Genomic DNA, 20,978 nt, shown 5'->3' with positions numbered 1-20,978 from the left:
GGCGGGTTCCCTGGCGGAGTGTGTCGTTGCCCATCGTTCACGTGGCGTTGAAGGGGGCAGGTTTCACCGATTCAAGGTAGCGGGCGAAGGCGTCCGGCTCGACCGGTTTGCTGAAGTAGTAGCCCTGGCCTTCTTCGCATTGATGGGCCTTGAGGAAATCCAGTTGTTCGAGGGTTTCCACCCCTTCGGCGATGATGGTCAGGTTGAGGCTGCGGCCGAGGCTGATGATGGCGCTGACCAACGCCGCGTCGTTGCTGTCGTTGCTCAACCCGCGAATGAACGACTGGTCGATTTTCAGCACGTCGATGGGAAAGCGCCGCAGGTAACTGAGGCTGGAATAACCGGTGCCGAAGTCATCGATGGCCAGCCGGATGCCCATGGTCTTGAGGCGGGTGAGGGCGGTGACGGTCGTCTCGATGTTTTGCATCAGTACGCCTTCAGTGATTTCCAGCTCCAGCAGATGCGGCTCAAGGCCGGTTTGTTCGAGGATCTGTTCGATGCCGTCGACAAAACCGCGCTGGCGAAAATCGATGGCGGACATGTTCACCGACATGCAGATCTTCGGCAGCCCGGCGGCCTGCCAGGCGCACGCTTGTCGGCAAGCCTCCGCCAGCACCCATTTGCTCAATGGCACGATCAGGCCGCTGTCTTCGGCGACGCTGATGAACTCCGAGGGATAGACCAGGCCGTGTCCTGGTTTCTGCCAGCGGATCAACGCCTCGGCGCCGACCACCTGGCCGCTGCCCAGGTCCAGTTTGGGCTGGTAATGCAGGACAAACTCCCTGCGCTCCAGCCCCAGGCGGATGCCGGTCTCGATGCTTTGCTGATCCCGGGCGCGCTGGTTCATTTCGTCGATGAAGAAACTGAAATCGTTGTGGCTGATTTCCTTGATGTTGCGCATCGCGGTTTCGGCTTTTTTGATCAGCTCGATGGCGTCGAAACCGTCATCGGGGTAAATGCTGATGCCCAGGCTGGCGGTCACGCTCAGGTCATGGCCGGCGATGTGCAAGGGCGCGCGGATAGCGGTGAGGATTTTTTCGGCAATGCCCCGGGTCTGCTGGGGATGGCGGATGTCGGCGAGGATCACCACGAATTCGTCGGAGCCGTAGCGGAACACCGAATCGGACTCGCGCACCGTGGCCACCAGGTTTCGGCTGACCTGTTTGAGCATCTCGTCACCGGCCGGATGGCCCAGGGCGTTGTTGATGCGCTTGAAGCGGTCCAGCCCGAGAAACATCACCGCCAGTTGTTTGTCATGGCGCCGGGACAGGGCCAGCGACTGGTTCAAGCGGTCGCCGAGCAGCGTGCTGTTGGGCAACTCGGTCAGCACGTCGTATTGCAACAGGTGAGAGACCTTGAGCAGCTCGTGGACCCGGGCTTCGATGGTTTGCTCCAGGCTCAGCACCTTCATCGCGGCGTCCTGCGCCATCTGCCATTTCCACGTCAGGGCGCTGGCCATCTGGCGGATTTCCAGACTGTCGAAGGGCTTTTTCAGCACCAGCATCTGATCGCCGAACTCCAGGCGTTCGGCCATGGCTTCCCAGGTGTAATCCGAATACGCGGTGCACAGGGCGATTTGCAGGTGCGGGTCGGCTTTCCACAGCTGTTCGATGGTCTCGATGCCGTCCCAGCCGGGGGGCATGCGCATGTCAGTGAAGACGAGGGCATAGGGGCGGCCCTCGGCGAGTGCGCGGTTGACCAGTTCGAGGGCTTCGCGGCCCTGATAGGCCGAGTCGAGCTGGAAGGTCAGGCGGTCGACGGGCGGTGTGCCGAACAGCGCCTCTTCCGTGCTGGCGAGGGTCAGCTCACCCTCGGATTCCGGGCCGAGGATCTTGCGAAAGTCATCGTGGATGGAAGGCGTGTCGTCGACGATCAGGATGCGCCGGTTGGTCCGCACGAAAGGTGTCTTCATCCCTTGTCCTCCGTGGACCGTAGCGGGTTGTCAGCGCTCAGCGGCTAGTGACCGCGCTGCTCCTGGGTTTCGACACCGGCGGCGATGAATACGATCCCTTGATTATCGAGGGAAATTGATAATTGCCCGTGTCGGGCCTGTCCAGCGAAATGAGCATAGTCGCCCTAATGAGACTTTGCGCTGAACCCTCCTCTGTAGGAGCCGGCTTGCCGGCGATCGCGGTGTTTCAGGCACCATAAATATTGGCCGACCCACCGCTATCGCCGGCAAGCCGGCTCCTACAGGGATTGGCGTTGCCGGTTATTCATGCCCATGGGATCCTTGATGCCTTTGCTTTTAGGGACGCTGTTGATCCATGACCTCTTCATCCGCCGCTTCACCCCGTCTCATCCGCATCGCCGCCGCCCTGTTGATCGGGCCCGACGGTCGCACCCTGCTGGTTCGCAAGCGCGGTACCGAGGCGTTCATGCAGCCGGGCGGGAAGATCGAAGCCCATGAACAACCGGTCCACGCCCTGGCCCGTGAGCTGGAAGAAGAGCTGGGCTTGACCATCGATCCCGCGCACGCCACTTACCTGGGGCCATTCTCGGCGCCGGCGGCCAACGAGCCGGGATTTGTCGTGCACGCCGAACTCTTTCAGCTGACGATCGATTCAAAAGTAACCCCGGCGGCCGAGATCGAAGAGGTGCGCTGGATCGACCCGGCCACCGACGGTGATCTCACGCTGGCGCCATTGACACGAGACCTGATCCTGCCGTTTTATCGAGCTTCGCTGACAGCGAACACCTGATCATTCACGCCAAGGACCCGCCATGATCCCGCTTCAAGACTTGCTGATCTTCGCCGCTGCCGCGTTGCTGATGGTGCTGACGCCGGGGCCGAACATGATCTACCTGATCTCTCGTTCGATCTGTCAGGGACGCAAGGCCGGGGTGACGTCGTTGCTCGGTGTGGTTGCGGGGTTTTTCGTGCACCTGTTCGCGGCGGCGGCGGGTTTGACGGCGGTGTTCCTGGCAGTGCCGCTGGCCTATGAAGTGTTGAAGTGGGCCGGCGCGCTGTACCTCGTATGGCTGGCCTGGCAAGCGGTGAAACCGGGCGCTCGCTCGCCGTTCGAGGCGCAGCAATTGCCACCGGACTCGTCGCGCAAACTGATCACCATGGGTTTCCTGACCAGTGCCCTGAACCCGAAAATCGCCGTGTTTTACCTGTCGGTGTTTCCCCAATTCATCACCCCAGAGCACGGTTCGGTGTTTACCCAAAGCCTCGTCCTGGGGTTGACCCAGATCAGCGTCAGTTTCTGCGTCAACCTGTTGATCGCGCTGTTCGCCGCAGGCATTGCCTCGTGGTTCGTCCACAACCCGACCTGGCTGGCGGTACAGCGTTATTTCATGGGGTTTGTGCTGTCGGCGCTGGCGGTACGGCTGATGCTTGAGCAACGGAAGGCGGCGTGACATGTGGATTGAACGGCTGGACGCAAGTCACGCGCTGGATTATCGGGCGCTGATGCTCGAAGCCTACGACCGGCATCCCCAGGCTTTTACTTCCACGGTGCGCGAGCGCGCCACGATGCCGCTGAGCTGGTGGGAGTCGCGCCTGACCGGCAAGCTGGACGTGGTGTTCGGCGCGTTCGAGGAAGGGAAGCTGGCGGGCATCGTCGGGCTGGCATTCGAGCCTCGGGAGAAGGCCCGGCACAAGGCGACGCTGTTTGGCATGTACGTGACCGGCGAGGTTCGCCAGCGCGGGCTCGGTTATCAATTGGTGCAGGCGGCACTGGCCGAAGCGCAAACCCGACCGGGCCTGAAGCTGCTCCAGCTGACCGTCACCGCCGGCAACGACGCGGCTTTCAACCTGTACCAGCGCTGCGGCTTCATCCAGTTCGGCCTGGAACCGATGGCGGTGCGGGTGGGCGAGGACTACTTCGACAAGATCCACATGTGGCGCGAGCTCTGAGGCACGACCGAGAGCCCTGTGGGAGCGAGCCTGCTCGCGATTGCGGTACGACATTCAACATCTCTGCTGCCTGACACTCCGTATTCGCGAGCAGGCTCGCTCCCACAGGGGGCGTGTCGTCCTATTTGACGGCGCTGACACCATCCAATGTCGAGAACGACGTGTCCTTGGCCGTCAGCAGAAAGTCACGCATATACGGCGCATCCAGCATGTCCGCGCGAATCCCCGCATACAAGGTCGCGAACAAGCCTTTCTCACCCAGCCGCTTGCCCTTCACGTAGCCCCGTGAGCTGTACTCATGCAGCGCCCAGTGCGGCATGCCGCACACACCACGGCCGCTGGCCACCAGCTGCATCATCATCACCGTCAGTTCCGAGGTGCGGACCTGCGCCGGTTCGATGTCGGCCGGCTCGAGGAAACGGGTGAAGATGTCCAGCCGATCCCGTTCCACCGGGTAGGTGATCAGGGTTTCCGTGATCAGGTCTTCGGGGACGATGTATGGCTTGCTCGCCAACCGATGCTGGTTGGCCACCGCCAGCATCGCTTCATAGGTGAACAGCGGCACGTAGGTGATGCCGGCGATGTCCAGCGGATCGGAAGTCACCACCAGGTCCAGGTCGCCACGGGCCAGGGCGGGAAGCGGCGCGAAAGAGAAGCCCGAGGCCAGGTCCAGTTCGACTTCCGGCCAGGCATCGCGGAACTGGTCGATGGTCGGCATCAGCCACTGGAAGCAGCTGTGGCACTCGATCGCCATGTGCAAACGCCCTGCGGTGCCACCGGCCAGCCGCGCGATGTCGCGCTCGGCGCCGCGCAGCAGCGGCAGGGTGGCGTCGGCCAGTTGCAGCAGGCGCAAACCGGCGCTGGTGAACCGCACCGGTTTGGTCTTGCGCACGAACAAGGGCATGCCCATGCGCTCCTCCAGCTCCTTGAACTGGTGGGACAACGCCGACTGCGTCAGATGCAAGCGGTCGGCCGCATCCACCAGGCTGTCGGCTTCGCGCAAGGCGTGCAGGGTCTTGAGGTGACGGATTTCAAGCACCGGAGGGCTCCATGAGGAAAACTTGTGATCAACACGAAAAGGTTGAGTTTGTCTCATGTTGGCCTGGCTGTCGACAATGGCGCCATCTTTTACAAGGAGAAATTCACCATGGCGCTGGCCCACACACTTGGTTTTCCACGCATTGGCGCGGACCGCGAACTGAAAAAAGCCCTCGAATCCTACTGGAAGGGCGATCTCGATCAGGACGCGCTGAACAGCGTCGGCCGCCAACTGCGCGCCACCCACTGGCAATTGCAGAAAGACGCCGGCATCGACTTGCTGCCGGTCGGCGACTTTGCCTGGTACGACCAGGTGCTGACCCATTCCCTGACGTTCGGTGTGATCCCGGAGCGTTTCGACAGCACCCGGGACGAGCGTGGCCTGCCGACCCTCGACACGCTGTTCGCCATGGCCCGTGGCGCCACGACGACCTGCTGCGGCGGTGAACACACTGAAGCGCAATACGCCCAGGAACTGACCAAGTGGTTCGACACCAACTACCACTATCTGGTCCCGGAATTCAGCGCCGACCAACAGTTCAAGCTGAGCTGGGAACAGCTGTTCGACGAAGCCGCCGAAGCCAAGGCCCTCGGCCACAACGTCAAGCCGGTGATCATCGGCCCGCTGACCTATCTGTGGCTGGGCAAGGCCAAAGGCAACGACTTCGACAAACTCGACCTGCTGGAACGCCTGTTGCCGATCTACGGCGAAATCCTCGGTCGCCTCGCGGCCCAAGGCGTGGAGTGGGTGCAGATCGATGAGCCGATCCTGACCCTCGACCTGCCGCAGGAATGGAAAAACGCCTTCGAGCGCGCCTACCACATCCTCCAGTATTCGCCGCTGAAAAAACTGGTGGCGACCTACTTCAGCGGCCTGCAGGACAACCTCGGCCTGGCCGTCGGCTTGCCGGTGCAAGGCTTGCACATCGATGCGGTGCGCGCCCCTGACCAGCTGCTTCACGTATTGGATCGCCTGCCGACCTACAAGATTCTTTCGGTGGGCCTGGTCAACGGCCGCAACGTCTGGCGCTGCGAACTGGAGCCGGTGTTGGAGCAACTGCAGTTTGCCCAGGAACGCTTTGGCGACAACCTGTGGGTCAGCAGCTCCTGCTCGCTGCTGCACAGCCCGGTGGACCTTGAACGCGAAGACAAACTCGACCCGGAACTGAAAAGCTGGCTGGCGTTTGCCGTGCAGAAGTGTGGCGAGATCGCCGTGCTGCGCGATGCCCTCAACGACCCGCAAGCACCGAAAGTGCAGGCGGCCCTGGCCGAAAGTCGCGCTATCGTTGCCAGCCGTGCGCAATCTCCGCGCATTCATAAAACCGAGGTGCAGGCACGGATCAAAGCCATCGACGCGACCGACAGCCAACGCCAGTCAGCATTCGCCAAACGCATCGAGCAACAGCGTGCGCGCCTGAAATTGCCAGCGTTCCCGACCACCACCATCGGTTCGTTCCCGCAGACCGCTTCGATCCGTCTGGCACGCCAGGCGTTCAAGCAGGGCAAGCTGTCGGCGAACGATTACACCGACGCCATGCACCACGAAATCCGTCACGCCGTGCAGGTCCAGGAACGCCTGGGGCTGGACGTGCTGGTGCACGGCGAAGCCGAACGCAACGACATGGTCGAGTACTTCGCCGAGCAGCTCGATGGCTACTTGTTCACCCGGTTCGGCTGGGTCCAGAGCTATGGTTCACGCTGCGTAAAACCGGCGGTGATCTACGGCGACCTGAGCCGCCCGAAAGCCATGACGGTCGACTGGATCCGCTATGCGCAGAACCAGACCGACAAGGTCATGAAAGGCATGCTCACCGGTCCCGTGACGATGCTGATGTGGTCGTTCCCCCGTGAAGACATCTCGCGCAAGATCCAGGCGCAGCAACTGGCGCTGGCCTTGCGTGACGAAGTGGTCGACCTGGAAGCCGCCGGGATCAAGATCGTGCAGATCGACGAAGCGGCGTTCCGCGAAGGCTTGCCGCTGCGCCGGGCGCAATGGCAGGAATACCTCGAGTGGGCGGTGGAAGCGTTCCGTTTGAGTGCCAGCGGTGTGCGCGATGAAACGCAGATTCACACGCACATGTGCTACAGCGAATTCAACGACGTGATCGAAGCCATCGCGGCGATGGACGCGGACGTCATCACCATTGAAACCTCGCGTTCGGACATGGAATTGCTGGAGGCTTTCGAAGCCTTCGACTACCCGAACGACATCGGTCCGGGCGTCTACGACATCCACTCGCCACGGGTGCCGGACACGGCGGAAATGGTCAAGTTGATGAGCAAGGCGGTGAAACGGATTCCCGCCGAGCGCCTGTGGGTCAACCCCGATTGCGGCCTGAAGACCCGGGCCTGGCCGGAGACCGAAGCGGCATTGGTCAACATGGTCGCCGCCGCCCGCCAGCTGCGCAGCCAACTGGCCTGACACAAATCCTTGTAGGAGCCAGCTTGCTGGCGATGGCGTCCGTCCAGTCAATAGATAGTTCGACTGGACCACCGCTATCGCCAGCAAGCCGGCTCCTACAGGTCGGGGTGATGTTCAGATAGCGAGCGTCACAGTGGCGTTCTGAGGTTTTCGAAATGTGGTAGCACCGCCGACTTTTTGCCGATATCGGCGTAAGGCAGGTCGGGGTTGTCAGCGTGGGTCAGTGAAAGGTGTTCCGGCAATTTCAAATGCGCTTTCTCGAACTCGTTGAAGCGTGGCGCAGCCTTGGAATAGTGAAAGTGGGCGTACCACAGCACTTCGTGAGGCGTTTTCGTCAGGTCCCAGATTTCATACTCCTGCAAATAGTCGTTTTTGCGCCCCCCGCGTGTGCCGAGTTTTTTCATCGGACTCGTCTTGCGGACCTCGACCACCCCTTGCTTGACAAGGTCGTCCAACATTCCGTCGGTAGGTTTCCGGGTCTGCAATGCCTGGCGGGTTCGCAGGGCACGCCCGGTGGCGATCAGCTCGCTGGCCTTGTCGCGCAGCTGTGCAATGAGGGTGTCTTGCGGTGAAAGCGCTTCGATGTTGCTGGCGCGATGGCTGAGCTCATTAGCCTCCTTGAGCATCATGTCTTCCAGATCGACGGGGAGCATGCCCTGGGCCGCATAGGACTGAACCTTTGTCTGATAGACCTGTTGGGAGGCCAATTTCTGACGTGCCTCCGTCACCAATGATTCAAGGCTTCTTCGCGTTGAAGGGGCCGACTGTTGCCGCGGATTTTTCAGGCGAAACCGACCGTTCGTTGCTGGCTCCCAGACCTCCTTATAGCCGTCTCGACCCGTCAGGGTGTATTGGCGCTGTCGAGTCGCCGGCTCCCAATGTTCTACCCCGATCAGCAGATCGTCATTTTCGGTGGTGAACACTTTTTTGCTGATGGTGCCAACCGGGGCTGGCGGTGGCGCGATGTCGAGTGCCTTGCGTGCCCGTTCGCTCATTTTCTCAATGCCGTCCAGCAACGGCGGCACGGCATCCAGATGGAAGTGCTGTGGATAACTGGCGGTCCAGGCATTCATGGCTCGCCGGAATTGATCGTACTGGTCGATGCAGTCTTGAAGAATCTGGTTGCGCTGTCCCCGTGTGGCCGTCACTTCGTGCAGGCTGAACTGGGTGAACAGTGCCCGGTCGACCTCGGTCCTTTTGGCGCGCGTCTGGCCCTGAAGAATGAACCAGGACACCTCGCGGGTGGTGTCATAGCGAGTGACCGTCTCCAGCAGGTTGCCCGTTCTCAGGTAGAGAATGTTTGCCTCGTTGAGGCGTCCGTTCAGCATCGTGACTTCCGGGGTCAGCTGCGCTTTTTCCAGGCGGACGCTGATGCGTTGATACCAGTGGTTGAGGTCACGCATCAGCGACTCAATGGTGTCGAACTCTGTCAGCATTTCCAGTCGCAGTTTGCGGATGTCTTCAAGCGTGCTTAGCCGTTCGGTGAGGGCGGTCGCAGGTATCTCATCGAGATTGTCCGTCAGTGCATCGATGCGGTTCATCAACGGCTCGACCCGATGATTGACGATGAACAGCCGCTGCTTGTACCGGTCTGCCATCAACAAGGCACCGCTGCTCTGGAATTCCATGAGCACGCGCCGCTTGTTGCCGTGGGTGAGTGGAAGCAGGTCGGACAGGGTTTGCGCATGGCGGGTAGCCAGTTCGATATCGCCAATGCAGGCTGAATCCGCCGCTTTGGCCAGACTCGAACGCTGATCTGGCGACGCAGTGTTGTAGGCGTTGAGGGCAATGTCTGTTCGCTTTATCCGGGTATCGATTTGCAGGGCGAGGTTATCGGCAGCGTCGGTCAGGGCCTGATGACGGCGATGAGCCTGATCGACCCACCAACGTGGCAGCCGCTCCCGGATCGTGGCCGGCCACAGCGGATCCAGCGCGTCGGCCATGTGCCCGAGCAGGTTTCCGCCGCCGAGGCCGCCACCTTCGAAGGTCGTCCCGTAAACACCGAACCAGGTGTCCCATTGGCCGTCTTCGCCCAAAGCAATGGGTTGCTTGTAGGTTTTGCGGCTGTTGCCGGTCAGGCGCCAGTTGCGCGAGTCGCTGCTCCACTCGACCTGGAACACGCGGCCCTGACGGACGATGAAGTCACCGTCTGCATGCCGGTAGATTTGGCGGTAGGCACCGTGGGTCGTCGGTTGCAGCCCGGCCAACGACAGCGGTTTTTCATATTCGTACCCGGCGAAGCGTGCGACGACATGCCGGGCCTGGTGCATGGACGGCACTTGCAACGCGGCTGCGCTGGCACTCAACGCACGGAGCTGGCGGGTACGCGTCAAGGTGCGAGCGCCCGAGCCAAGGGCGGAGGTAATGGCCTCTCCCGGCAGCAGGTCCATCGCCGCATCGATCAATGACAACAACACCGATCCCAGTTCTGTCACCCCGTCCCCCACGTCTCCACGCAAAAAGGCCGCGACCGCCTGGTTTGCAGCGGTCCAGGCATCGTAGAGGGCGACGGCCGTACCGATGAAGGGCAGTAAGCCGATGGCCATTTTGATGTAGGCGAAGGCGCGCGGACCTTGCAGGGCGTAACGCTCAAGGTACAACGCATCGTTGGAACGGGACGAGCCGCGATGGGCTTCAATCAGGCGGCCCATATGGGCGTTGAGTAAATGGGCCGCCAGGGAAGTGGTGACCGGCCAGGCTGCTCCCACACCGATCATCGCATCGAAGTATTTGTCTTGCGCCTGATTGATCCGGCTGACATGGGCGTGGAAATCGCCTTGCAAAGCCCGGCCGGCCAAATACCTGATCATCGAGTCCTGAGCGCACAGATTGAACAGCGCCTTGCGCGCGGCTTCCAGGTTGTCGTATCGACGCAGAAAACGGTTGTCAGGGCTGTCCGGCGTGTACAGCAGGGTCACACCGCTGACCTGTTCCTGGATGAAGGTCACACCGGAAAGGGTGACGCCTCCTTCGTTCGGTGTGTCCTTGCCGCCCACGCTAAGGTGAGCCGGCAGCATCACCACGCGTTTGCCGCCGGTGCGCCAGGCGGCGGGTGTATGGGCATCGATGGCGATGTTGAGGATGCGCAGATCATCGGGGCTGATCTGCTTCTGCAGGTGCGCCAATTCGCCCTGCAACCTGAGCGTCAGGCGCCAGGGTTCGATCAGGCATTCACGGCGGTGTTCGTTGACGAATACCGTCTCGTCCACCGAGCCGCTGAACGCATGCTGAATCTGCTTTTCATAGGCCTTGGGCAGGTCCAGATCCGGCAGGGTCTTTCGTAAATAAGTCAGCTTGATGCCGTTGAACAGTGTGATTTGTTCCTGCGGCACGGTTGCCGTGACCTCCAGTCGCATGAAGACCAGTCGCTGCGAAAAAGCGTCCTGCTGTACCGAATGGACATTGTCGATGTTGAGTTGGGCCAGGTCCTCCAGCGACATTTTGCTGTACCTGGCACCTGCTACCATGACCGACGTTTCGACCTTCCCGGCCGGTGTCGTGGAGTAGCGCTTTTCCCACGCGACGGAATCGGGCAGGTGCAGATGCACATCGAAATCGCCCTTGATGTTGAAGTCTTTTCGCAGTCGGGCTTGCAGGTGTCGCCGGGTGAAGTCGTGGCGCGGTTCAAGCAGGACCGTCATCAATTCGTGGCTGCGATGCATGGCCACGATGTACGCCTGGATCAGCCCCTTGAGTTTGCTGCGATCGTTCGCTGACAGTTTGGCGAGCAAGTCCGGAAGGCGGGCGGCCAAGGTCGCGCTGCGGTCTTGCTCCAGTTCATGCGCGAAAGCCAGGCTTCGGGCAGCATTTACCGGCACTTGCAGCGCGGCAAGTGTCCGCTTGCGCAAGGCGTCGAGTTGTTCGGTTTGCAGTGCCTTTTGGTCAGGCCTGGCAGTGCGCTGGCGTATGCCGGCTGCCTGGATGTCGAAATCGCTGTTGAGCTGATTCAGCGCGTAATTCAGCGGATCGCCGCTGATGGTTTTCAGTTGCAGTGCCAGGTGACTCGCGTTGTCGTCGATCTTCAACAACTGACGCTCCAGCTCCCGCCGACTGGCGAATCGTTGCAGGCCGCCGCCGGTGCCGGGCCAGTAAAGCAACAGGCTGTGAGTGGAAGCGGCGTCCGGCAGTGCGTCGGCGTGGGTCATCACAAGCGGTCCGCTGAGTTCCTGGGTGTTGACCTTGGGTGGCGCGCCGTCCTGTTCGCTGTACCTCAGGGCCAGGCTTGCCGCCGCGCTGTCGGCACCCGGTTCGTCAGGTGTATCGAGCAGCGCATTGATCAGGGAGAACTCCTCTTCGGTCAGTTGCTCAAGCAACCGCTGAATCCCGGCCTCGGCATGCAGCGCGTCCTTGTGAGCCTGGTGCAGGGCGATGAAGTCCTTGTTCGAGGCGATGTCTTCAAGCGCCAGTTCCCGCTGGAGCAGGGTGGATGCGGCCTTGTCGGCGGCTTGTTCGGCGTTTTCCAGTGACTGTTGCAGTGCCTTGATCGCGTTGAGGTCTCCCGCTTTTTTTCGCAAGGCTTCAAGCCGGTCGCGTTGCGCGTATGAGGCCGCTTGGCGTTGTGACCAGGGAATGTCGGCGTACAGGCTGCCGAACAAGGATTGTTCTTCATGGTCGCCTGCCGTCGTTGCTACGGGGAGCGGCTCAAGACTCGGTGGTGCCGCAAGTACTTGGCTGATGCTGCGCTGGTGATCGATGAGGTCCACATCGACCATGGCTCGGGCGCCTTGATCGGCCAGTCCGGGCTTTCCAGCGGAACCGTTGCGCAAGGCGGCGAGCTGGGCCGTTTGCTGATCGGCCAGCAGCTCGGTCATGCCTGCTGCGGGTGTCTCCATCAGCAACAAATGCGGCTTCAATTGTTCGACCGTCAGAGTGCGTTCGGCGAAGGCCCTTTGAACCGTCGCCTCGAAATGGATGCGGTACAACTGACTGGCCCGTTCACGGCGCGACACCGGCGTGCCGGGGGCGCGGGCGTCCCAATAGGCGTTCCAGCGCTCCTTGATGAACGGCTCGACGTTCAATGCCTTAAGCCGTGTGAGCAACTGCATCGGTGTCAGGGCGAAGAGGGCGTGGGACGAGGCCAGGCCGACGACCCGGCACTGCGTGTCCAGCGTGCTGTCCAGTTCAGGATGCTGGAAGACAAACGCCAAGGCCTCCGTGATCAAAACGAACCGTTCGCCGTGTTCAGCGGTGGCGGAGAATTGCAGGCCGACGGCGTGAGCATCCAGGTCCAGCTGTTGTTTCAGCAAGCGCTCAAGTGACGTCCGAACGGACGGCACACCGGCGAACAGCTCGCGCAAACGCTCGGCGCTTTCGCGCCAGCGGGCCGAGGCGCTGTGGCGCAGGCTCTCGTCGTAGCTGTTCGGCAGGGGCGATGAGGGTGGCAGGATGATGGGGACGGGAGGGGGGAGATCGGCGAAAAGGTTATCGGTCATTGCGCGCAGGGCTCGGTGTGACGGAGCGGACATTCCACTCCTTGAACGAGCCATTTAAGGAAACTCCGGTTGAGCTGTGGCACTACATAGTTACCGCACCGACCACTCGGCGATATTCATCAAACTGTCACGCAACTGTGGCAGCGCGCTTGAACAAATTTCATCAGACTCGCGCTCTACTGGGGTTCTGCGTTTTGGTGTTTTTTCATGCGTGCTTTGTTTTTTTCAGCGGCCATTTTTCTGGGCGCCTTGTTCAGCCTGCCGTCCCTGGCGGCCTCTCGTTGTGATGTGAATGTTCCGACCGAACATGTCGATCTGGCACAGGTGAGCCTGGCGTACCAGAGCATCGGTCGTGCTTCGGATCCGGCCTTGTTGCTGGTGATGGGGCTGGGCGGGCAGTTGATTCACTGGCCGGACGAGGTGGTTGTTGCGCTGTGTCAGCAAGGGTTCCGGGTGATTCGTTATGACAACCGCGATGTCGGCCTGTCCACTTGGCGGCAGGCGCCTGCCGAGGCCAACCTAACGTTCGAAGTGCTGCGCTACAAACTGGGTTTGCCGGTGTCGTCGCCGTACTCGCTGACGGACATGGCCGATGATGGGCTGGGCCTGATGGATGCGTTGCACGTCGAGCAGTTTCATGTGCTGGGCGCGAGCATGGGCGGGATGATAGCCCAGCGCATGGCGGCCATGGCGCCGCAGCGGGTCGAGAGCCTGACGTTGATCATGACCACTTCCGGTGCTGAAGGTTTGCCGGCACCGAGCGCGGCGCTGGTGCAGTTGTTGTCGCGTCGTGGCGCACCGAATCGTGAGGTGGCGCTGGAGCAGCAGGCTGATTTGCTGGCGGCGTTGGGCAGTCCGACGGTGAGTGATGATCGGCAGGCATTGTTGCACCAGGCGGCGCTGTCCTATGACCGTGCGTTCAATCCCGAGGGGGTGAAGCGTCAGATCATGGCGATCCTTGCCGAGCCGAGCCGGGTGACGTTGTTGAATCAGCTGCGGGTGCCGACGCTGGTGGTGCATGGGACGGCCGATCCGTTGTTGCCGGTGATGCATGGGGTGCATTTGGCGGCGCATATCCAGGGTAGTCAGTTGAAGCTGATTCCGGGGTTGGCGCATCGGTTTCAGGAGGCGTTCAAGGCGCCGTTGCTGGCGGCGGTGTTGCCGTATTTGCAGGCTCATCGTGAGGACACTTCGCACTGGGCGCAGATTGATCCGGTGGTCGAGCATAATCTTCTGTAATCGCTCCCGCGGTGGATCGGGTTCACGCGGTGCAACGGGTTCACGCGATGCAAATTGTAGGAGCCGGCTTGCCGGCGATGGCGGCCTGTGAGTGGACCATGTTCTTTCAGGTGTACATATCCATTCCTGCGGTAACGGCCACCTATGGTTTCGCCCTTACGGCGAGTCCCTTTGGCAAACGCCCCAAAGGAACCAAAGGTCTTGCCCCAGCGTCCGGCCCCTCGCCTAGGCTCGGCGTTCCCTCGCTCCGGTCCTGCTCCGTGGGCCCGCCGCCATCGGCCATCCATGGCCGGGGGCGGCTAACCCGGCATCCATGCCGGGTTGCCCACTGCGCAGAACCTCCACTCGGCCTCCCGAAGGGGCAGGCAGATCAAGATCAAGAGCTGCAGGCGAGCTAACGCTCGACCTGATGAGTGGTGAAAAGCGGGTGTACGCCGATCTGCTTTTGTAGGAGCCGGCTTGCCGGCGATAGCGGCCTGCCAGCCGACCTGCTCTCGCGGATGTACCCCGCCTTTGTAGGAGCCGGCTTGCCGGCGATAGCGGCCTGTCAGCCGACCTGCTTTTGCGGATGTACCATGCCTTTGTAGGAGCCGGCTTGCTGCGGGCGGCGTTCCGACGATGGCGTCCGTAGAAGCACCGCAAAATCCAGAATTTTTCGCCAGCAAGCCGGCTCCTACAGGAGATCGGGTTCACAGGGTTAAATTTGTAGGAGTGAGCCTGCCAGCCGACTTGTCTCCCGCATATTCAGGTGTATCGTCTGACCTTTGTGGCCCGTATCCAGTCTGCGAGGTGTGTAATGACTGCCCCCCTGAAAATCGATTTCGTCAGCGACGTGTCCTGCCCCTGGTGCGTCGTCGGTCTGTACGGTCTGACCCAGGCGCTGGATCTGCTGGGTGATGAGGTCCAGGCCGAGATCCGTTTCCAGCCGTTCGAGCTGAACCCGAAGATGGGGCCTGAAGGGCAGAACATCACCGAGCACATCACCGAGAAATACGGTTCGACCCCGGAACAATCCCGGAAGAACCGCGAAATGATTCGGGAGCGCGGCGCCGAGGTCGGGTTTGCTTTTCGTACGGATGGCAACAGCCGTATCTACAACACGTTCGATGCTCATCGTCTGTTGTACTGGGCCGGGCTGGAAGGGTTGCAGTTCAATCTGAAGGAGGCGCTGTTCAAGGCGTATTTCACCGACGGCGGCAACCCTTCCGACCACGCTCAACTGGTGCAGATTGCGCAAAGTGTTGGCCTGGATCGTCAGCGGGCCGAGGCGATCCTGGCCTCGGACGAGTTCGCCAAAGAGGTCCGCGAGGAAGAACAGCTTTGGCTGTCCCGCGGGGTGAGTTCCGTGCCGACGGTGGTGTTCAACGGGCAGTACGCGGTCAGCGGCGGGCAGCCGGTGGAGACCTTTGTCGCAGCGATCCGGCAGATCATGAGCGAAGCGAAAGGCGGTACGGTCAGCTGATGTCTGTCGGTTGAAAGTAAATATATCAATGTGCCACTATGGTTTTTGCCGTCGCTGCCGATACAGGCAGCGACGTTTTTAATCATAGGGACTTGATCCATGACACTTCACGCTTTTCGCACGTGGGCAGCGCTCACTCTGCTCGCTTGCCTGACCCTCACCGGCTGCGCCCACATTCAACCGCCTGTTCCGCTGGACAAACAATTCTGGGATGCCAAAGAGCCGACCATCGGCGTGGCCATTACCGTGGTGCCGCCACCGGTGCTGGCGCTGACCGGTAATCAGGGGATTCTCGATTACGCGATCAACCGAGGCGTGAACAGCAAGCTCAGCGACAACGTCGAAAAATGGCAGGTGCGCGACCTGGATACCTTGCCCGACGCCATCGTGGCCAAGCTGCAAGCCAAGGGCTACAAGGTTAAGCGCATCAATGAACCGGTCGATCTCAAGGTCTACAAGGAAAACAGTTTCCGCGAAGGCTACACGGTCCGCGACTTGACCCCGATCAAGGCCACCTACGGTGTTGATCGTCTGCTGCTGGTGAATGTCTTCACCACCGGCGCCACCCGCAGCTACTACAGCATCGTCCCGACCAGCGTGCCGATGGCGCAGGTGAGCGGGCAGGGCATGGTGGTCGACCTGGCCGACAACAAACTGCTGTGGTTCAAACCCTTTGCTGCCGTGCAAGCGGCTCAGGGCGAATGGGATGAGCCGACCTACACCAACCTGTCCAACGCCTTCTACCAGGCCATGGACAACAGCCGTCAGCAAATGATCACGCCGTTCGAACAATGAAGCGCTCGATCATGGGGGCCAGTGCGCTGGCCCTGTTGATGCTCGCAGGCTGTGCGCAGAAACCGGCGCCCGAAGCCGGTTTCAGGTCGCAAAGTGCCGCGTCGTATGTCCAGGCCCACGGGCTGAAAGTGGACATGCAGTTGCCGCAGGCGTTTGTCGGCGCGAGCACGGTGATTGACGCCAAGGCCGCGCAGGACGCGGCGGAGTCGAGCCATAACCTGGTGGCGAGTTCCGGCAATACGGCCGGGTTGGCCGGCCTGCTGGTGGCGAGCCTGATCAACACGCAGATGGGCAGCGGCAGTTTGCAGCGCGACGCGGAAAAGGTTGCGCTCAAGGACTCACGTCCGATGGCCGACCTGCTCGCCGGCGTACCATTGCAGGAACGCCTGCAACAGCGTTATCAGCAAGCCTCACAAGTGGCCGGGCTCAAGCAAGGCGAAGGGCAGGTTACCGCACGTCTGGTGATCGAACCGAAACTGATGCTCACCCCCGATCGCGGCAGTTTTGTACTGGTCAATCAGGTGCAGGTTCAGGACATCGCCGGTTCCGCGCTGTATCGCATGCGCATCGAGGTGGCCAGTCAGCCGATCCGTCGTTGCGGCAAGCAATGCATCGACGACGGTGGCCTGGATCTGGCGAAGGTCACGGCGGTGCTCGACGAGTGCATCGACGAGTCCATGCGCGTCCTGGCCACTGACCTGATGCTGCCGGCACCGCCGGAAGCGGCCCAGGAAACCTTGCGTTATGTGCTGGATGGCCAGCGTGTGGTCGAGCGCGGTTATCAGTTGGCCAACAACGGCACCTACTGGCGTTATCGCAATCTCTACGGCGCGGTGAAGTCCGTGCCGGTGCCGTTCGAGGATGCGTTGACGCAAGCACAGTTGCAGAAAGTCTACGCCCACTGAAACGCAATCCCCTGTAGGAGCCGGCTTGCCGGCGATAGCGGTGTATCAGTCAACTTATTTACTGACTGGACGGACGCCATCGCCGGCAAGCCGGCTCCTACAGGGGGATCGGGTTTACATGGGGAAGTGGTCAGACGTGGACGCGCAGCCACACGCTGACGAGAACCGTCGCCGCCATCAACCACGCCACCGCCGCCACGGCGAGTGACGCTTCCAGCCGCATCCGGTCCACCATCACGTACAGCGTCGCCAGGTAGATGAAGTACGGAATGATCGACCACATCCCGAACACGATGGTGGTTTTCAGATCCTCCACCGAGCGCCCCTTGCCGACGATGTAGTGCGCAATCAGCGCAAAGGTCGGAAACAGCGGCACCAGGCCGGCGATGTAATAATTTCGGGTCTTGGCCAGCGCCGCGAGGATCAGCACCACCGCCGCACCCAGGGTGGCTTTGAGAATCAGGTCCATCAGTGGCTCAGTCCGTACTTCTTCACTTTGTCGAACAGCGTGGTCTTGGCCATGCCCAGTTCCAGGCTGGCCTGGGTCAGGTTGCCGCCGCTGCGTTGCAAGGCGTCGCCAAGCAGGTTGCGCTCGAAGGCTTCCACCGCTTCGGCGAAGGCCAGGCCCTGCGTGCTGCCACTGGCACCGGGTTTCTTGAAGGCCGGCAGACCGAGGGCGAAGCGCTCGGCGACGTTGCGCAGTTCACGCACGTTGCCCGGCCATTCGTGGCTCATCAGGTGCGACAGGGTCTGGTTGTCCAGTTCCGGCGCGGCGCGGTCGAAGCGCAGGGATGATTGCTGCAGGAAGTGCTCGAACAGTTGCAGGATGTCTTCGCGGCGCTCACGCAGCGGCGGCAGTTCCAGGGTCACGACGTTGAGGCGGTAGTACAGGTCGCTGCGGAATTCGCCGGCCTTGCTCGATTCGTCGAGGTCGGACTTGGTTGCGGCGATCACCCGGCAATCCACCGCCACGCTCTGGTTCGAGCCGAGGCGCTCCAGGGTGCGCTCCTGCAATACCCGCAGCAGTTTGATTTGCAACGGCAGCGGCATGCTTTCCACTTCGTCGAGGAACAGCGTGCCACCGTCGGCGTGTTCGATCTTGCCGATCCGCCGCTTGCCGGCACCGGTAAAGGCATTCGCCTCGTGGCCGAAGATTTCACTTTCGAACAGGTTTTCCGGCAGACCGCCGCAGTTCAGCGCGACGAACTGCTTGGTGTGGCGCCGGCTGAAATCATGCAGGCAGCGCGCAACCAGTTCTTTACCGGTGCCGGTTTCGCCTTCGATCAGCACGTTGGCCGAGGTGTCGGCAACGTTGGCGATCAGCTCGCGAAGGTTCTGCATCGCCGGCGAACGGCCGATGATCCGGCCTTCCAGCGAATCACGTTCCGCCAGTTGCCGGCGCAGCGAAGAGACTTCCCGCGCCAGGCTGCGTTGCTCCAGGGCGCGACGCGCGACATCCACCAGGCGTTCCGGGGAGAAGGGTTTCTCCATGAAGTCATAGGCGCCTTTCTGCATTGCGCCGACGGCCATTGAAATATCGCCGTGGCCGGTGATCAACACCACCGGCAGGCTGCGGTCACGCGCTTTGAGCCGGTTCAGCAGTTCGAGGCCATCGATGCCCGGCAGGCGGATGTCGCTGATGACGATGCCGGCAAAATTGTCGCCGACCCGCTCCAGCGCTTCTTCGGCACTGCCCACGCCGATGCAGGGAATGTCTTCCAGGGTCAGCGCCTGTTGGCAGCCGAGCAGCACATGGGGGTCGTCTTCGACGATCAGCACACTAAGGTCGTTGTTCATATCGGCTCGGCAAGGGTAGGGCTTACCAACGGTAAACTGAGTACGAAGGTGGTACCACCGCTGGCCGGGTGTTCGACACCCAGGTGTCCGCCGGTGGCGGCGGCCAGGCTCGCGGAGAGGGTCAGGCCGAGGCCCAGGCCTTGTTCGCCGGGTTTGGTGGTGAAGAAGGGTTCGAACAAATGTTTGCGCGCTTCGGCATCGATGCCATGGCCATTGTCGCGCACGCGCAGGCGATATTTACCATCGAAGGCTTCGCCTTCCAGCCACAGCTCCGGCAGCGGTTGGGCCTGCATGGCGTCGAGGGCGTTGCCGATCAGGTTGACCAGAATCTGCTCCAGGCGGGTCTGGTCGATCTGCACCTGGACGTCGGCGAATTCACGATGCAATTGCAGAGGAACGCTTTCGACGCGGCCGCCGAGCAGTTGCAGCGCGGCGTCCACCGCTTTGCCCAGGCAGGCCTGACCCTTGTCGTCGCCGCGTCGGGCGAAGGAGCGCAGGCTGGCGGTGATACGGCCCATGCGGTCGATCAGTTCGTTGATGGTCTTGAGGTTGGTGCTGGCCACGTCCAGCTGGCCGCGCTCGAGAAAACGCACGGTGTTGCCGGACAAGGTCCGCAGCGCCGCCAGCGGCTGGTTCAATTCGTGGGCGATGCTGGTGGACATCTGGCCGATGGCCGCGAGTTTTCCGGCCTGGACCAATTCATCCTGGGCCCGGCGCAACGTTTCTTCAGCCTGGCGGCGTTCGCGGATCTGGCTCTTGAGCCGTTCGTTGCTGGCGCGCAGGTCGGTGGTGCGTTCGGTAATCCGACGCTCCAGCTGATTGTTGGCTTCCTGCAAGGCTTCCCGGGCGGCGAGGCGGGTGGCGATCACCTTGCGCCGTTCGTTCCAGGCGATCAGCAGGAAGGCCACCAGGGCAAACGCGACCGCCACCAGAATCCCCTGATTGATCGCTTCGCGACGCAAATCCTGAAGGGGTGTGAGCAGGGTGAAATTCCACGGGGTGTCGCTCAAGTTGCGGGTTTGCGAGAGGTAGCTGATGTCCTCTTTGTCGGACTCTACTTCGCTGTTCGCCGGGAAGGTCAGCTTCTCTTCGCCTTCGGCCAGTTTCTCCCGGGCCAGCGGCTGCAATTCGTTTAGCGGGAACCAGTAGTACTGAAGGCTGCGGGCGAGTTTTTCCTTGGTTTCGTCACTCAATGGAATGACTGATTTGAGCCGTCGCGCCGGATCGCTGGAAAGAATGATGATGCCGTTTTCGTCGCTGACGAAGGCTTCCAGGCGCGCCCGCTGCCAGCGTTCTTCCATGGCTTCGAGGCGGACCTTGACCACCGCGACGCCGATGATCTTGCCGTGTTCTTCCAGGCCATGGGCCAGGTAATAACCGGGTTCGCCGTTGGTGCTGCCGATGCCATAGAAGCGCCCCGGCTGGCCGCGCACGGCGTTCTGGAAATAGGCGCGGAAGGACAGGTCTTCACCGAGGTAACTGTCGACGTCGCGCCAGTTGCTGGTGGCCATGACGCGGCCGGTGGTGTCCATCACGTAGATGGCCCGACTGCGGCTGCGCCGGTTCAGGCCTTCGAGGTAATCGTTGACGGTCTGCCGATGTTCCGGCGACGGGTCGGCCAGCAGGGCTGAAACACTGGTTTCGAGTTCCAGCAGGCTGGGCAGGTAGGTGTATTTGCTGATCTCGCTCTCGACGGCGCGGGCGTGCAGTTCGAGCTGACGCTGGCCGTTCTCGCTGAGGCTGCGGATCCCGTAGTGCTCACTGAGCCAGAAGCCGACGTAACCCAATCCGATCATCAGGGCGATGATCAGCGGCGGCAGGAACAAATGGCGGATCAGACGGGGTTTCACGGCGAGTGATGGCGGCGCTGCGCGATGGAGAGTGGGGTCGCATTTCATCACAGATGCCTTGGGTCAACCACAACACAAATCTCAAACCACCACCGCCCCCCGTAGGAGCCAGCTTGCTGGCGATGGTGGGTCAGCCACATTGATGTCGACTGACACTCCATCGCCAGCAAGCTGGC

At 61.5% G+C, this 20,978-nt stretch carries 14 protein-coding genes; 8 read left to right on the top strand and 6 right to left on the bottom strand.

Annotation, left to right across the window (positions count from 1 at the left end; genetic code table 11):
• Positions 1–37 precede the first annotated feature (37 nt).
• Positions 38–1,912, bottom strand: coding sequence for a putative bifunctional diguanylate cyclase/phosphodiesterase (locus ACF6ZU_RS06785; RefSeq protein ID WP_392891068.1), 1,875 nt, complete (start codon positions 1,910–1,912; stop codon positions 38–40).
• Between the two features lie 355 nt (positions 1,913–2,267).
• On the opposite strand from ACF6ZU_RS06785, the gene ACF6ZU_RS06780 reads away from it, so the two are divergent.
• The 3 genes from ACF6ZU_RS06780 to ACF6ZU_RS06770 are packed head-to-tail and all read left to right on the top strand — an operon-like array spanning position 2,268 to position 3,862.
• Positions 2,268–2,702, top strand: a complete 435-nt coding sequence (locus tag ACF6ZU_RS06780; RefSeq protein ID WP_392891067.1) for an NUDIX domain-containing protein — start codon at positions 2,268–2,270, stop codon at positions 2,700–2,702.
• A 22-nt stretch (positions 2,703–2,724) separates the two neighbouring features.
• Positions 2,725–3,363: a LysE family translocator gene (locus ACF6ZU_RS06775; protein WP_392891066.1), complete on the top strand. Its 639-nt coding sequence runs from the start codon at positions 2,725–2,727 to the stop codon at positions 3,361–3,363.
• 1 nt (position 3,364) lies between these two features.
• A complete protein-coding gene (locus ACF6ZU_RS06770) occupies positions 3,365–3,862 on the top strand; it encodes a GNAT family N-acetyltransferase (protein WP_392891065.1) in 498 nt (165 codons plus the stop codon).
• A 121-nt stretch (positions 3,863–3,983) separates the two neighbouring features.
• On the opposite strand, the gene metR is transcribed toward ACF6ZU_RS06770, so the two are convergent.
• On the bottom strand, positions 3,984–4,901 hold the full coding sequence (gene metR / locus ACF6ZU_RS06765) for a transcriptional regulator MetR (protein ID WP_392891064.1): 918 nt from the start codon (positions 4,899–4,901) through the stop codon (positions 3,984–3,986).
• 108 nt (positions 4,902–5,009) lie between these two features.
• Here metR and metE point away from each other — a divergent pair, with 108 nt between their 5' ends.
• Positions 5,010–7,322: a 5-methyltetrahydropteroyltriglutamate--homocysteine S-methyltransferase gene (gene metE / locus ACF6ZU_RS06760; protein ID WP_392891063.1), complete on the top strand. Its 2,313-nt coding sequence runs from the start codon at positions 5,010–5,012 to the stop codon at positions 7,320–7,322.
• Between the two features lie 128 nt (positions 7,323–7,450).
• Here metE and ACF6ZU_RS06755 read toward each other — a convergent pair whose 3' ends face one another.
• On the bottom strand, positions 7,451–12,754 hold the full coding sequence (locus ACF6ZU_RS06755) for a dermonecrotic toxin domain-containing protein (protein ID WP_392891062.1): 5,304 nt from the start codon (positions 12,752–12,754) through the stop codon (positions 7,451–7,453).
• A gap of 207 nt (positions 12,755–12,961) precedes the next feature.
• Here ACF6ZU_RS06755 and ACF6ZU_RS06750 point away from each other — a divergent pair, with 207 nt between their 5' ends.
• The 4 genes from ACF6ZU_RS06750 to ACF6ZU_RS06735 all read left to right on the top strand — a co-directional run bounded on the left by ACF6ZU_RS06750 (position 12,962) and on the right by ACF6ZU_RS06735 (position 17,155).
• The gene (locus tag ACF6ZU_RS06750; protein WP_392891061.1) at positions 12,962–13,993 is read left to right on the top strand and encodes an alpha/beta fold hydrolase; all 1,032 of its coding nucleotides are present in this window, start codon (positions 12,962–12,964) and stop codon (positions 13,991–13,993) included.
• Positions 13,994–14,789: 796 nt separating this feature from the next.
• Positions 14,790–15,455 (top strand): DsbA family oxidoreductase, encoded by a 666-nt coding sequence (locus tag ACF6ZU_RS06745; RefSeq protein ID WP_392891060.1) that lies wholly within the window; start codon positions 14,790–14,792, stop codon positions 15,453–15,455.
• 99 nt (positions 15,456–15,554) lie between these two features.
• Complete coding sequence (locus ACF6ZU_RS06740; RefSeq protein ID WP_392891059.1) at positions 15,555–16,250, top strand: hypothetical protein; 696 nt, start codon at positions 15,555–15,557, stop codon at positions 16,248–16,250.
• Positions 16,247–17,155 carry a hypothetical protein gene (locus ACF6ZU_RS06735; protein ID WP_392891058.1) on the top strand — a complete coding sequence of 303 codons (909 nt, stop codon included), beginning with the start codon at positions 16,247–16,249 and terminating at the stop codon, positions 17,153–17,155. Before ACF6ZU_RS06740 ends, ACF6ZU_RS06735 begins: the two co-directional genes overlap by 4 nt.
• Positions 17,156–17,285: 130 nt before the next feature.
• Here ACF6ZU_RS06735 and ACF6ZU_RS06730 read toward each other — a convergent pair whose 3' ends face one another.
• Genes ACF6ZU_RS06730 through ACF6ZU_RS06720 form a run of 3 tightly spaced genes read right to left on the bottom strand, consistent with a single transcriptional unit; the run spans position 17,286 to position 20,850 of the window.
• Positions 17,286–17,615, bottom strand: coding sequence for a GlpM family protein (locus ACF6ZU_RS06730; protein ID WP_392893727.1), 330 nt, complete (start codon positions 17,613–17,615; stop codon positions 17,286–17,288).
• An 8-nt stretch (positions 17,616–17,623) separates the two neighbouring features.
• A complete protein-coding gene (locus tag ACF6ZU_RS06725) occupies positions 17,624–18,904 on the bottom strand; it encodes a sigma-54-dependent transcriptional regulator (protein WP_392893725.1) in 1,281 nt (426 codons plus the stop codon).
• Positions 18,905–18,948: 44 nt separating this feature from the next.
• Entirely contained in the window at positions 18,949–20,850 is a 1,902-nt protein-coding gene (locus tag ACF6ZU_RS06720; protein ID WP_392891057.1) for an ATP-binding protein, read from the bottom strand.
• Between the last annotated feature and the right edge of the window lie 128 nt (positions 20,851–20,978).

The organism is Pseudomonas migulae (genome assembly GCF_043225285.1).
In the GTDB taxonomy this organism is placed as follows: Bacteria; Pseudomonadota; Gammaproteobacteria; order Pseudomonadales; family Pseudomonadaceae; genus Aquipseudomonas; species Aquipseudomonas migulae_C.
This window is presented reverse-complemented; position numbering and strand designations above follow the sequence as displayed.

Excerpts from the sequence above, each read along its gene's own strand:
- ACF6ZU_RS06740 (WP_392891059.1), top strand. The coding sequence starts at position 15,555 with ATGACACTTCACGCTTTTCGCACGTGGGCAGCGCTCACTCTGCTCGCT.
- ACF6ZU_RS06745 (WP_392891060.1), top strand. The coding sequence starts at position 14,790 with ATGACTGCCCCCCTGAAAATCGATTTCGTCAGCGACGTGTCCTGCCCC.
- ACF6ZU_RS06770 (WP_392891065.1), top strand. The coding sequence starts at position 3,365 with ATGTGGATTGAACGGCTGGACGCAAGTCACGCGCTGGATTATCGGGCG.
- ACF6ZU_RS06735 (WP_392891058.1), top strand. The coding sequence starts at position 16,247 with ATGAAGCGCTCGATCATGGGGGCCAGTGCGCTGGCCCTGTTGATGCTC.
- ACF6ZU_RS06720 (WP_392891057.1), bottom strand. The coding sequence starts at position 20,850 with ATGAAATGCGACCCCACTCTCCATCGCGCAGCGCCGCCATCACTCGCC.
- ACF6ZU_RS06785 (WP_392891068.1), bottom strand. The coding sequence starts at position 1,912 with ATGAAGACACCTTTCGTGCGGACCAACCGGCGCATCCTGATCGTCGAC.
- ACF6ZU_RS06755 (WP_392891062.1), bottom strand. The coding sequence starts at position 12,754 with ATGACCGATAACCTTTTCGCCGATCTCCCCCCTCCCGTCCCCATCATC.
- ACF6ZU_RS06750 (WP_392891061.1), top strand. The coding sequence starts at position 12,962 with ATGCGTGCTTTGTTTTTTTCAGCGGCCATTTTTCTGGGCGCCTTGTTC.
- ACF6ZU_RS06780 (WP_392891067.1), top strand. The coding sequence starts at position 2,268 with ATGACCTCTTCATCCGCCGCTTCACCCCGTCTCATCCGCATCGCCGCC.
- ACF6ZU_RS06775 (WP_392891066.1), top strand. The coding sequence starts at position 2,725 with ATGATCCCGCTTCAAGACTTGCTGATCTTCGCCGCTGCCGCGTTGCTG.
- metE (WP_392891063.1), top strand. The coding sequence starts at position 5,010 with ATGGCGCTGGCCCACACACTTGGTTTTCCACGCATTGGCGCGGACCGC.